The sequence below is a fragment of the Herbidospora daliensis genome (assembly GCF_001570585.1).
Taxonomy (GTDB): domain Bacteria; phylum Actinomycetota; class Actinomycetes; order Streptosporangiales; family Streptosporangiaceae; genus Herbidospora; species Herbidospora daliensis.
Genome location: NZ_BBXF01000002.1, coordinates 646,984 through 659,430 on the forward strand (window position 1 = coordinate 646,984; position 12,447 = coordinate 659,430).

At 69.6% G+C, this 12,447-nt stretch carries 12 protein-coding genes and 1 tRNA gene; 6 read left to right on the forward strand and 7 right to left on the reverse strand.

Annotated elements, in window-relative coordinates:
* Positions 1 to 10: 10 nt before the first annotated feature.
* Complete coding sequence (locus AW274_RS09355) at positions 11 to 754, reverse strand: FHA domain-containing protein (protein ID WP_030455206.1); 744 nt, start codon at positions 752 to 754, stop codon at positions 11 to 13.
* Between the two features lie 108 nt (positions 755 to 862).
* Here AW274_RS09355 and AW274_RS09360 point away from each other — a divergent pair.
* A tRNA-Leu gene (locus AW274_RS09360) sits at positions 863 to 945 on the forward strand.
* Positions 946 to 1,263: 318 nt separating this feature from the next.
* Here AW274_RS09360 and AW274_RS09365 read toward each other — a convergent pair.
* Both AW274_RS09365 and AW274_RS09370 read right to left on the reverse strand, forming a co-directional pair.
* Entirely contained in the window at positions 1,264 to 2,262 is a 999-nt protein-coding gene (locus AW274_RS09365; RefSeq protein WP_062430656.1) for a hemolysin family protein, read from the reverse strand.
* Complete coding sequence (locus tag AW274_RS09370; protein WP_063813195.1) at positions 2,259 to 3,680, reverse strand: hemolysin family protein; 1,422 nt, start codon at positions 3,678 to 3,680, stop codon at positions 2,259 to 2,261. Before AW274_RS09370 ends, AW274_RS09365 begins: the two co-directional genes overlap by 4 nt.
* A 243-nt stretch (positions 3,681 to 3,923) precedes the next feature.
* Here AW274_RS09370 and AW274_RS09375 point away from each other — a divergent pair, with 243 nt between their 5' ends.
* Positions 3,924 to 5,078: an LCP family protein gene (locus AW274_RS09375; protein WP_232320050.1), complete on the forward strand. Its 1,155-nt coding sequence runs from the start codon at positions 3,924 to 3,926 to the stop codon at positions 5,076 to 5,078.
* Here AW274_RS09375 and AW274_RS09380 read toward each other — a convergent pair.
* Complete coding sequence (locus AW274_RS09380) at positions 5,075 to 5,722, reverse strand: GOLPH3/VPS74 family protein (RefSeq protein ID WP_062430657.1); 648 nt, start codon at positions 5,720 to 5,722, stop codon at positions 5,075 to 5,077. The two genes, AW274_RS09375 and AW274_RS09380, sit on opposite strands and share 4 nt — an antisense overlap.
* Before the next feature lie 26 nt (positions 5,723 to 5,748).
* On the opposite strand from AW274_RS09380, the gene AW274_RS09385 reads away from it, so the two are divergent.
* Both AW274_RS09385 and AW274_RS09390 read left to right on the forward strand, forming a co-directional pair.
* Positions 5,749 to 6,627 carry an Fpg/Nei family DNA glycosylase gene (locus AW274_RS09385; RefSeq protein WP_062430658.1) on the forward strand — a complete coding sequence of 293 codons (879 nt, stop codon included), beginning with the start codon at positions 5,749 to 5,751 and terminating at the stop codon, positions 6,625 to 6,627.
* Positions 6,628 to 6,654: 27 nt separating this feature from the next.
* A complete protein-coding gene (locus AW274_RS09390) occupies positions 6,655 to 6,978 on the forward strand; it encodes a rhodanese-like domain-containing protein (RefSeq protein ID WP_062341775.1) in 324 nt (107 codons plus the stop codon).
* On the opposite strand, the gene cqsA is transcribed toward AW274_RS09390, so the two are convergent.
* The 3 genes from cqsA to AW274_RS09405 form a co-directional block, all read right to left on the reverse strand.
* Positions 6,966 to 8,165: an alpha-hydroxyketone-type quorum-sensing autoinducer synthase gene (cqsA, locus tag AW274_RS09395; RefSeq protein ID WP_062430659.1), complete on the reverse strand. Its 1,200-nt coding sequence runs from the start codon at positions 8,163 to 8,165 to the stop codon at positions 6,966 to 6,968. The genes AW274_RS09390 and cqsA overlap by 13 nt on opposite strands.
* 1 nt (position 8,166) lies before the next feature.
* Positions 8,167 to 8,709, reverse strand: coding sequence for an EF-hand domain-containing protein (locus AW274_RS09400; protein WP_062430660.1), 543 nt, complete (start codon positions 8,707 to 8,709; stop codon positions 8,167 to 8,169).
* A 79-nt stretch (positions 8,710 to 8,788) separates the two neighbouring features.
* A complete protein-coding gene (locus tag AW274_RS09405; protein WP_157519944.1) occupies positions 8,789 to 9,286 on the reverse strand; it encodes a C40 family peptidase in 498 nt (165 codons plus the stop codon).
* 294 nt (positions 9,287 to 9,580) lie between these two features.
* Here AW274_RS09405 and AW274_RS09410 point away from each other — a divergent pair, with 294 nt between their 5' ends.
* Positions 9,581 to 11,905, forward strand: coding sequence for a ThuA domain-containing protein (locus AW274_RS09410; RefSeq protein WP_062430662.1), 2,325 nt, complete (start codon positions 9,581 to 9,583; stop codon positions 11,903 to 11,905).
* 74 nt (positions 11,906 to 11,979) lie between these two features.
* Entirely contained in the window at positions 11,980 to 12,438 is a 459-nt protein-coding gene (locus tag AW274_RS09415; RefSeq protein ID WP_157519946.1) for a hypothetical protein, read from the forward strand.
* The last annotated feature ends 9 nt before the right edge of the window (positions 12,439 to 12,447 follow it).

The following is a 12,447-nucleotide window of genomic DNA, read 5'->3' on the forward strand; positions in this document are numbered from 1 at the left end:
TTGTCTACCTTTAATCGCGTCTGAACACCAGGGTCGTGCGCCCCAGTGTCACCCTCGTCCCGTCTTGCATCTCGATCCTGCGGACCGGCTGCCCGTTGACGAAGGTGCCGTTCGTGGAACCGAGATCAACCAGAACGACCTGCTGACCCTCGACCCGTAGCTCGGCATGATGCCGCGATACGCCCGGATCCACCAGCCGTAGATCACAATCGGTCCCCCGGCCCAGCAGAGTGACCGGTGTGGTCAGCTCGTAGGACCGCTGGCCCTGCGGGTCGTCCTGGGTGGACACCAGCAGGCGGGGCCGGCCGCCGAACGCGCTGCTCTTGCGAGCGGCGGGCACGTCGCTGACCGGCTGTCTGATCTCGTCTTGCTCGACCGTCGCGCCGCGGATGACCCCGGACCTGATCCGGAACAGCCCGACCGCTAGGTCTTCGGCGATCTCGAAGCGCACCCGGACGGGTCCGACGAACGAGTAGCCCTGCTCCTTGGCGTATTCCCGAGCGAGGTTGGCGAGCTCGTGGCTGATGCTGTCGGCATAGACCTCGAGACGCTCGTTGTCGGTCGTGGACAGCTCCACCACGAAGTCGTTGGGCACGAGCGTTCTGCCCTGAGCGACGATCGCGGCACGGTCGTCCATCTCCCTCTGCACCGCGCTGGCGACCTCTACGGGCTGAAGGTCGGACTTGAACGCACGTGCGAAGGCCCCCTCAACCAAACCTTCGAGCCTGCGCTCGAAGCGCTGAAGGACTCCCACCGGGTACCTCCCTTCCTCCATCGTCTACACGGATCGTATCCGGGTTCAGTGGCACTGGCGGATCCGTGCTAACCTTTCCAGGCAGCCGAAAAGAGGCGCACCCGTAAGGGGCAAGTGGCGGAATGGCAGACGCGCACGGTTCAGGTCCGTGTGTCCGAAAGGACGTGGGGGTTCAACTCCCCCCTTGCCCACAGAGAATCGACCTCGCTGGTCGGAAGGATCACCTTCCACCTGCGGGGTTTTTTCGTTGTGGGGCATAACGTCCCTGCTGGCACGGCGGATCCTCCGTAGTCTGAACGGCGTTGATCCATATTCTCCGAAGCGCGGCTTTCAAACCGCTTGCACCGGTCTTCTGATGAAAAAAGTTTGCCCGAAGTCTCGTCATGCGAGACCGAATGTCCCGAAATGCGGGCCGCTCCCTGTTACAGGAGCGACCCGTGAGATTAGACGGGTGAAGCGAGGGCGGGGGCTGAAAGCGCCCGAGCCCGCCGCGCCGGAGGCGCGGCCTTCTACATCGTGAGAAGTTCGCCGATCAGTGACGTCACGCTGATCTCGCCGACGACCTCCCCGCGTTCGTCGACCACCAGGCCCAGCTGGGCGCGCGCCTCCTGGAGCGCGGTCACCGCGTCGGGGATGGGGGTCGAGACCTTCAGGGTCGGTACGGGTGTCGCCAGCTCCCCGGGAGTCATCTCGGGATGGACCAGGCTGTCGCGGACGTGCAGCACGCCTCTGACGCCCTCGGGTGAGGTCACCAGCATGCGCAGCCGGTTGGCCGCCACCGCCGTCTTGTGGACCCGGTCGGCCGGGGCGTCGGCGGCGATCGTGACCGCGTCGGCGAGCGGCGTCATGAGGCGTTCGACCGACTGGTTCTGCACCCGCAGGGCCCGGGTGAGCAGGTCGTGCTCGTCGCGGTCGAGCATGCCCATCCGGCCCGACTCGGCCACCAGCACGGCCAGCTGGTGCGGCGTGCGGGCGGTGGCGAGCTCGTCGCGGGGGCGGACGCCGCACAGCCGCAGCAGGCCGTTGGTCAGCCCGTTCAGGCCGGCCAGCAGCGGGCGGACGACCCAGACGAAGCCGCGGAACGGCAGCGCCAGGGCCAGGGCGGCCGGCTCGGGGTGGGTCAGGGCCAGCGACTTGGGCGCCATCTCCCCGACCACCATGTGCAGGAAGGTGACGATCCCGAGGGCGAGCACGTACGAGAGCGCGGTGCCCACGCTCTCGGGCAGGCCGGACAGGACCGGTTCGAGCAGGTGGTGCAGCGCGGGTTCGGTCACCATGCCCAGGCCCAGCGAGCAGAGCGTGATGCCGAGCTGGGCGCCGGCCAGCATCAGCGAGAGCTGGCGGCTGCCGCGCAGTGCGGCCCGTGCGGCGATTCGGGCGAACGGACCGGTGGCCGACTCTTCGAGGCGGTGACGGCGGGCCGAGATGACCGCGAACTCCGCGGCCACGAAGAACCCGTTCAGCGCCAGCAGCACGACGCCGAGCAGGAGCGCCATCGTGGAGCTCACACCGGCCTCCCCTGGAACAGGGCCGAGAAGAGCTCGGGCGCGTAGTCCTGCGGCCCGGTGCTCTCGTGGGCGGGCTCCTCGACGGCCGCCTCGGCGGCCGGGGCCGCGAAGGCGAGACGGATCATCTGGGGCACCCGCCGGTGGACGTCGAGCACGGTCAGCAGCGCGTGGCGCGGCTCCTCGTCGTCGTCGAGCAGGTCGTGCTCCTCGACGGTCGCGACGGTCACCGCGTCGCCGGGCTCGGCCATGCGGCCCAGCTCGGCCAGCACGAGGCCGCCGACGGTCTCGTAGCCGTCGTCTTCGGGGAGGGTGACGCCGGTCGCGCGCTCGACCTCGTCGATGCGCAGCGTGCCGGGCACGTCCCAGGAGCCGTCGGGGTTGACGGTGACGCCGAGGGGCTCGGGGTCGTTCTCGTCGACCAGTTCGCCGACGAGCTCCTCGGCCAGGTCTTCGATGGTGACGACGCCCGCGAGGCCGCCGTACTCGTCGATGACGCAGGCGAAGGTGCCGCCGGACATGCGGGAGAGCAGGACCGGCACGGGCAGGGTGGCCGGGACCAGCAGCGGGGTGCGCATGATCCCGGCGATGGTGGCCTCGCCCTCGTGGCCCAGGTAGTCGAGCAGGCCGACGACGCCCACGACGTCGTCGGTGTCGCTGCCGAGCACCGGGTAGCGGGAGTGGCCGTGGTCGCGTACGGCGTCGACCAGGGACGACACCGGCGCGTCGGCGTGCAGCGAGACCACACGGGGGCGGGGGACCATGACGTCCTCCGCGGCGCGGTCGCCGAAGTCGAGGGCGCGCTCCAGCAGGTCGGCCAGCCGGGGCGGCAGGTCGCCGGCCTCCCGGGAGTCGTCGACGATGCGGTGCAGTTCCTCGGGCGTGGCGCCGTGCTCGAGTTCCTCGACGGGCTCGATGCCGAACAGCCGGACCAGCCGGGTGGCGGAGCCGTCGAAGAACCGGATCAGCGGCCCGAAGATCTTCAAGTAGAGCAGGGTCGGCCTGGACAACCACATGGCGACCGGCTCGGGCCTGGCGATGCCCAGGTTCTTGGGCGCCAGCTCGCCGAGGATCATCTGGATGATCGTGGCGATGGCGACGCCGATCGCGACACTCACCCCGGGCACGGCCCCCGGCGGCAGCCCGAGGTCTTCGAGCGGGCCGCGGAAGGAGACCGAAATGGCCGGTTCCGCGAGGAAGCCGACCAGCAGGGTGGTGACGGTGATGCCGAGCTGGGCGCCCGACAACATGAAGGAGAGCCGGCCGGTGACGTCGAGGGCCCGGCGGGCGGCGGGGTTGGTGTCGGCCTGCTGGCGCAGCAGCGCGCGGTCGGCGGCGACGTAAGCGAACTCCTGGGCGACGAAGAAGCCGGTCGCCAAGGTGAGGAGCAGGACGGCGAGGAGGCCGAGGGCGATGGTCATCTCATCGCCTCACGTGGACCCGTGCCAAGGCACGGGCCGGTACTCCAGGGGTCCGAAACGGACACGACGGTCCTTTCAACTAGGGGTGCTTCAACCGTAACGGGCGAGCTGCCGATGATGTTTCCCGGATCGGATCTGTGTACTTTTCCATAGGAAAACCTTGATAACGGGCCCGCCCCGGGGGGTCGGATCGGCGTACCGTCAAGGCAGAGTCAGATGTCGGCAAGCGGGGGGTAGAGGAACGTGGTTGAGGACAACGAGCCGACGCGAATGGTGCGGCGGCCGCTGGAGCCTCCGGCCTACCCGGTACGCGAGCCGGAAGTCAAGGGACCCGAGCCCAAAGGCCGTTCCAAGGTCTACGGCAAGCCCCGGAAGGGCGACTCACCGGTCAGGATGTTCGACGGCGGGAACGAGCCAAGGGCGGAGAAGGGCCCGCGCAAGCCGCGCCGGATCGGCCGCAACATCGCGATCGGCGTGGCGGTCTTCCTCTCGCTGGTGCTCATCGGCGTCGTGGCGGTGTTCTTCAGCGTCCAGGGGAAGATGAACAACGTCGACGCCTTCACCGAGTACGACGGGCGGCCGGCCGAGACCCCCGGGCAAGACTGGTTGCTGGTCGGCTCCGACAGCCGGGCCGGGCTGAGCGCGGCCGAGAAGAAGAAGCTGCGCACCGGGTCGGCGGTCGGGCGGCGCACCGACACGATGATGCTGCTGCACATCCCCGACGGCGACGGCCGGCCCACGCTGGTCAGCCTCCCGCGCGACTCCTACGTGCCGATCCCGGGCAACGGCAACGGCAAGCTGAACGCGGCCTACGCCTTCGGCGGCCCCAAGCTGCTGACGCAGACGGTCGAGCAGGTCACCGGCATCCGGATCGACCACTACATGGAGATCGGCTTCGGCGGCTTCGTCGGCATCGTCGACGCGGTCGGCGGCGTCGAGATCTGCCCCAAGCAGGCGATCAAAGACCCGAAGGCGGCCCTGAACATCAAGAAGGGCTGTCAGGTCATGGACGGCGGCACCGCCCTCGGCTACGTCCGCACCCGCAAGACCGGCGCCATCCCCGACTTCGACCGCACCCAGCGCCAGCGCGAGTTCTTCTCCGCCGTGGTCAAGAAGGCCGCCAGCCCCGGCACCCTGATCAACCCGTTCACGGCCGTCCCGCTGGCCAACAGCGCCGCCGAGTCGGTCGCGGTCGACCCGAACACCGGCCCGTTCAACCTGCTCTCGCTGGGCCTGGCCATGAAGAACAACCCGGTCACCACCGCGGTGCCGATCGGCTCGCTGCCCACCATCGACGGGCAGTCGGTCGTCAAGTGGGACACGACCCGGGCGAACCAGCTGTTCGAGGCGCTGGAAGCCGACAAGCCGGTGCCGAAGAGCGCGCTCGAGAAGGGCTAGCTCACGGCGGTGACGATGACGACCGTGGCGATCACCATCAGCACGGCCGCCTCCACGGCCTTGATGGCGTCGCGGACGCCCTCCCCGGCCCAGTCGCCCTCGGTGATCTCCTTCACCCGGGCCTCGTCGGAGCCGGGGAACTGCTTCTTCAGCGCTTTGGTGGCGTGCATGATCCCGATGAGCACGGCGGTCCGCTCATCGGGCTCGGCGCCGTTCAGCACGCTCTCGACCCGCATGCGTACGGCCCTCTCGACGCTGCCGTCGAGCTCGGGGTACTTGACGGTCTTGAACAGGCCGAGGATCTTGCCGCGCTCCTCCGAGAGCACCCCGCCCTCGACGAGCCGGACGAGCAGCCGCTCGCGCAGCTTGGCGCCCTGCAGCTTGTCGATCCACCACTCGGGCTTGCGCACCTTGGCCTCGGCGGCGATCCGGGCCAGCGCGGCGTCGAGTTCCTCGTCGCCGACGGGGGTCGCGTCGGTGACGACGACCTTCTTGTCGGCCAGGCTGAGCCGGCCCTTGATCGACAGCTCGGCCAACAGCGCGCCGGCGAGGCCCGCGTTCAGTTCGGTGGAGCCGATCGTGGGCTGGCCCGTCTTCTCGTCGTAACCGAGAAGCAGCACGTCTTCGGCGATGATGCTGGTCATGTGCCCGTCCCTACGTAGTCTGAAGTATGCCTGAATTGCCCGAGGTGGAGTCGCTGGCCGAGTACCTGCGGGAACGTGCGGTCGGTCAGGTCGTGCAGGCCGTCGACGTGGTGGCCTTCTCGGCGCTGAAGACCGTTTCGCCCCAGATCTCCGCATTGGGCGGTCTTACCGTGACGACGGTCGCCCGCCACGGGAAGTTCCTCGATCTCGACTGCGACGGGATCCACCTCATCTTCCACCTCGCCCGCGGCGGCTGGCTTCGCTGGCGCGACGACCTCTCGGGCGCCAAGCCGGTCAGGCCGGGGAAGGGCCCGCTCGCCCTCCGGGTGCGGTTCGCCCCCGATCCGCTCGGCGTCGCCCCCGGCTTCGAGCTGACCGAGGCGGGCACCCAGAAACGGCTGGCCGTATATGTCGCGACCGCGCCCGGCGACGTGCCGGGCATCGCAGCCCTCGGCCCCGATCCGCTGACGCCCTCGTTCACCGTCGAGACGCTGACCTCGATCGTCGAGGGCAAGCGCACCCAGATCAAGGGCCTGCTGCGCGACCAGAAGATCATCGCCGGCATCGGGAACGCCTACTCCGACGAGGTGCTCCACGCGGCGAAGATGTCTCCGTTCAAGGTCGCCTCGACCCTGACGCCCGAACAGATCTCCTCCCTGTACGACGCCATCGTCGTCACCCTGAAAGAGGCGATCGAGCGGGCCCGGGGCATCGCCGCCAAGGACCTGAAGGCCGAGAAGAAGTCGGGGCTTCGGGTGCACGGGCGTACCGGCGAGAAGTGCGAGGTGTGCGGCGACACGGTGCGCGAGGTGTCGTTCGCCGACTCCTCGTTGCAGTACTGCCCGACCTGCCAGACGGGCGGGAAACCGCTGGCCGACCGGCGGATGAGCAAACTGCTCAAGTAGGGAGCAGCTGTCCCTACACTGGGGCGCATGACTCTGCGGGACGTGCAACCGACCGGTGTGCCTGACGGCGCTTACCTGCTTGACGTGCGTGAACTCGACGAGTGGCGGGCCGGCCACGCCCCCTCGGCGACCCACATCCCGCTCGGCCAGCTGCAGAACCGGGTCGGCGAGGTGCCGCAGGGCCAGCCCGTTTACGTGATCTGCCGGGTCGGCGGCCGGTCGGCCCAGGCGGCGACCTGGCTCAACCACGTGGGCTGGGAAGCGGTCAACGTCGGCGGCGGCATGCAGTCGTGGGCGGCCTCGGGGCTGCCGATGCAGAGCGAGAGCGGCCAGCCGCCCTACGTGGCCTGACTTTCGCGCTTCCGGCTGGACAACCAGCCGGCCATGCCCGCCTCATTCCGTACTGCCGCGCAGGCGCGGATGATCTGTTCGGCGTGGGCGTCGGTGAGGCCGGCGTGCAGTGACAGGCGCAGCAGGGTGCGGGTGACCGAGGTCGCGGGCGGCACGAACACCGCGCCGAACACGTCGTGGCGTTCGAGCAGGTCGCGCAGGAGCATCACGTCGGCTTCCCGGCCGACCTCCAGGGCGATGATCTGCTCGGTGCCCCCGCCCAGGTCGTAGCCGAGTTCGGCCAGTTCGGGCCGCAACCAGGCCGTCAGCTCCCGCAGCCGGGTGCGCCGGCCCTCCTCCTGGGCGACCAGGTCGAGGGCGGCGGCCAGCAGCGCGGTGTCGTGGGGCAGCAGGGCGCTGCTGAAGACGGCGGGGCCGGCTTCGTACTTGAAGTAGTCGACGAATTCGGGATCGTCGCAGACGACCAGCCCGGCCCGGCCGGGGATCGCCTTCGACAGGCTGACCGTGCGGAACGCCACCCGGCCCTCCAGGCCCTCGGCGGCCACCAGGCCCTCGCCCCGCGCTCCGTGGGTGCCCACCGAGTGGGACTCGTCGACGACCAGCAGCGAGTCGTAGCGCTCGGCCACCTCGACGAACCGCGCCAGCGGGCAGCGGGAGCCGTGGGAGCTGTAGACCGAGTCGACGACCACGACGCCGGGGCCGTGGCGTTCGAGTCTGGCCGCCAGGTGGACCGGGTCGTTGTGCCGGAAGATCTTCATGGGGGCGCCCGCGAGCTGGACCCCGGTCCGCAACGAGGCGTGGGCCCGCTGGTCGAGGTAGACCGGCACGCCGGGCCCGGCGATCACCTGGATCAGGCCCGCGTTGGCCATCCAGCCCGACTGGCAGAGCACCCCGGCGGCGGCCTTGAGATGGCGGGCGAACGCGCCTTCGAGCAGGGTCTGCGGGTGGTCGTCGCGGAGGAAAGGCGCGGCCTGCAACGGCGCGGTCTCGCGGCCGATCGACCGGGCCATGGCGTCGAGCAGCCGGGGATGGCCGCTGAGGTCGAGGTAGTCGTTGCGGGTCAGCACGATCGAGGACGGGCCGGGCGCGCGCCCTTGCAGCGCCCGGCGGCCCGCCCACGTCGCGGTCACCCGGTCTCGGTGGAAGGCGTCGAGCCGGCTCTGGAGGTGGTCGCGCGCCCCGCCCACGTCAGATCCGCCCGAGCAGCGCCGAGCCGTAGGCCGCCGGGTCTTCGCTGCAGAAGTAGCCCTCGACCGCGCGGTGCACCTCCCCGAAGGACAACGCGCCCGCGTTCGCGGCGTCGAGCTGGTCGAAGGCGTGTTCGCCGTCCTCCTCGGGGAGGCCGAAGGCGCTGTTCATGGTGGTGACGTATTCGGCGCGGGTGAGCACGCCGTCTCCGTCGGTGTCGGCGAGCTGGAGGAACGCCTGCGCCACCGGCTGCACTCTTTGGTAGCCGTCGGGCAGGCCGAGGATCGTCTTGCGGTGGGCGGTCAGGTATTCGTGGAAGTCGAGGCCGGCGTCGCCGTCGAGGTCCATCGGCGCGTAGACCTCCTGCCACAGGGCGGTGTAGCTCTGCCGGATGGCGATGCTCTCGTCGGAGGCCGGGCTCCAGCCGAAGGCCGTCGCGGCCCGGTTGGCCGCCGCGGTGAAGTCGGCGAGGGTCAGGACGTCGTCGCCGTCGGCGTCGAGCAGGGTGAAGAACTTGTGCATCTTGCGGCTGTAGTGATCCACGAGGCTTCCTCTCAGTGAGACGACGATTACCGAGAGTAAATAGCGAAGATCGGGCTGTTAATGGCCGCGGGGATAGGGTTCACATCCGGTAGTAACCGAGCAGGTCGTCGAGCGCGTTCACCGGGTCGATCCTGACGACGGTCCCGGTCTTGTACGCGTTGATCATCTTGCCGTCGCCGATGTAGACGCCGACGTGGTGGGTGCGCTTGGCCGTGCCGAAGAAGACCAGGTCGCCGGGGGCCGGAACGGGCGCCTCGCGCAGCCTGCGCAGGTGGTCGTCGGTCGTGCCGGGGCCCAGCACGTCGTGGTCGTAGGCGATCTCGTAGACCCAGCGGGCGAGCCCGGAGCAGTCGAGGCCGGTGGTGCGCTCGGCCGGGCACGGCTTGATGTCGCCCCGGTAACCCCGGCAGGTGCCCGGCGACGGCCCGGCGCTCCCGGCGTGACCGCCGCCCCACGAGTAGGGGTACTGCCCGATCAGCGCGTACGCCGAAGCGAGGATCTGGGCCCGTTCGTCCGGCCGGGGAACCGACGCCACCGCGAAGACCAGGATCAGTGCCGCGATCACGGAAATCTTCATCGATATGAGCCTATGGGTGACAGTCGTCATCCGCGGTCGGTGTTGATCGCGTCTGGCGGCGGGCGCCACGTACGGGCGAAACTTTTAGGTGAAAAGTTTCGTCGATGAAAATCAGAAGTCCGTAAGATCGTTGACAAATGTGTGGGACGAAGTTCACACTCTCGACATTCATCGCGTTAGGCATTGGGTCGGCACTCAGACGCGATGGAGTTCCTGTACGACCCGAAAAAGAGGAGCGACATGCCGTCCTCTCGCCCCCGTCCCACCCGATCGTTAGCCACTGCCCTGCTGGCAGTGCCCGCCTTGCTGCTCGGCACCCCCGGCGTAGCCCTCGCCGCCGAGACCGGAGCCCCGCCCGTCCTCGACGTCGCCACGCTCTCCCCGGTCCACCCCGTCCCGAACTACAACGGCGTGGCCAACAACGCATATGTGACCTCAACCAGCACCGGCCCCGGCGGCTGGTTCACCGGCAACGACGTCACGCTGAACCTCTCGGCGACCGACGACGACGCCGTCAACCTGTTCCGGGTGACCGTCGCGGGCGTCACCGTCGAGGTGCCCGCCGTCCGGAACGGCAACCGGGGCACCGCCCAGCACGTGATCAGCGGAGACCGCAACGGCAGCGTGAGTTACGTCGCCGTCGACGCGGCCGGCAACGCCTCGGCCTCGCGGTCGATCACCGTGCGCATCGACACCAAGGTGCCGGTGGCCGCCTGGCCCGGCATCCCCAACGGCAAGGTCGCGCACAGCGCGCTGCCCGCGGCCATCACCCCGACCCGTACCGACCCCACCCCCGGTGCGGGCGGCGCGGCGGTCCGGGACATGTGGATCGACGGCGTCTGGACCTACCCGATGCCGCTCGACCTGGCCACCCTCTCCGTGGGCCAGCACACCTGGGCGGTCAACGTCGGCGACTCCGCCGGCAACGCCGCCAAGTACACCCTGACCTTCGAGATCACCACCTCGATCGCCGACCTGCGCGCGCTGGTCCAGCGCTACGTCACGGCCGGCAAGGTCTCCGCCGCCAACGGCAACCGCCTGCTGGCGCTGCTGACCGAGGCCGAGGCCGGCTCCGCCGAGGCGTCTCTGGTCAAGTTCGGCGCGCTGGCCGCGAAGGTGACCCCCGCCGGCTACATGCGGGACTCGCTGGTCAAGGACGCCGCCTGGCTCGTCGAGGAGCTGCAGGGCGTCGACCACCCCGACGTCGTCACCGGCGTCGCGGTCAGCGCCGGCCAGGGCATGGAACGTTACCCGTTCCGCGCTCCGGGCGAGGCCGTGCGCAACAACCGGCCCAAGTTCAAGGTCCTGCTGTTCGGCAACCGTCCGGGCGCCTTCCGGCACGAGCACATCCCGGCCACGATGGCGATGATCCAGGACCTCGGCCGCGCCAACTCGTTCGACGTCGACGTGTACGACTACCTCAGCCCCGAGGTGTCGGTCGCGGGCAACCCGTTCGAGAGCGCCGAGCGCCTGTCGCAGTACGACGCCCTGATCGGCGTCTCCAGCGTCGGCAACGACGTGTTCGTCACCAACCGCCCCTCGACGACCACCCCCGGCGCCACGGTCGACGAGCAGGCCGCGCTGCAGACCTACATCCGCAACGGCGGCGGCTTCGTCGCCATCCACGGCGCGACCGACTCCATGCACAACTGGGACTGGTACAAGAACCTGGTCGGCGGCGAGTTCGACAACCACGGTTCCAACGCCGGCGGCATCCAGAACACCTGTGGCGGCTGCGTCATCGGCGAACTGGTCACCGAGGACGACACCCACCCGTCCACCCGTCACTTCGAGAAGAAGATGCCGGTCATGGACGAGCTGTACAACTGGCGGGGCTTCCTCCCCCGCGAGAAGGTGCACGTCCTGCAGACGCTGACCGAGTCGACCTACGTGTCGGGCATCGGCAACAGCGCCGGCCGCGTCGAGGGCGCCGACCACCCGATCTCGTGGTGCGCCAACTACGACGGCGGGCGTTCGTTCACCCAGGCGCTCATGCACAACTGGAAGAACACCGCCGACCCGATCTTCCAGAAGAACATCCTGGAAGGCATCAAGTGGGCCGCCGGCGCCACCTCCGGCAACTGCGTCACCCACGTCGAGATGCGCGCGCTGGTCGCCGCCGGCGTGACCGACGGATCGGTCGACACCGCTCTGGCCGCCACGCTGAACGGCGCGATCGACGCTTCGTACAACGCCTACCTGGTCAAGGACTACGTCGAGGCCATGGAGCAGGCCAAGGTCGTCCGCCGCGAGGTGAAGGCCAACCTGCCCGGCGCCGACAACACCCCGATCCGGGAGCGTGCGAAGGAACTGGCCGAGTGGATGAAGGTGCTCGCCGACGAGGCGATCATCCTGCGCTTCCAGTCGGAGCCCGTGTCCGCCACCCACGCCGCCGGTGACGACGCGGTCTTCGCGGCGCCCGCCGAGGGCCAGAACGTCGCCTACCAGTGGCAGGTCAAGGCCCCGGGTTCGGCCGACTGGGCCGACGTCGCCGGCCAGACCTCGTTCGCGATCGCCCTGACCGCGACGCCGGAACTGGACGGCTCCGAGTACCGGGTCCGCGCCACCGACCCGACCGGCGAGATCGTCTCGCGCTCGGCGGTTCTGCGGGTCGGCTGACCCGTCTGTCTCACCACCGGTGGCCCGAGACACCTCGGGCCACCGGCCTGGCGATCCATCAGGAGTTGAACTTCATGCGCCGCCGTCTCATCCCGGCCGTGGCCGCGCTCATGTGGTGCGCCGCGTGCGGGACCCCGGCCGATTCTCCGCCGGGGGCGGTCACCTGCGAATCAGGCCCCCGTACGTCTCTGGCGACCCCCGGCGACACCCAGTGGCGCCACCCCGACCGTTCGTTCTACGCCGCGGGCGACCCCGACGTGCCCACCGGCGGCAGCCTGGAACACTTGATCGTCGGGGACAACGCCGTGATCGTCCAGTACTCCCCGCAGCTGCCCCAGCCGTCGGTCGACGCGCTGCGCGACTGGGCCGCGATGCAGACCGCGACGGTCGCCATACCGGGGGAGGCCGAGCCCGTCATCCGCGCCGCCATCGCCTCGACGGAACTCACCTGCGACGGCCTGGACACCGACCAGCTCACCGAACTGGCCCGCTCCCGCGCCCCCGGCCAGGCACCCGACCACGAGGCCCCGTGACATCGAGCC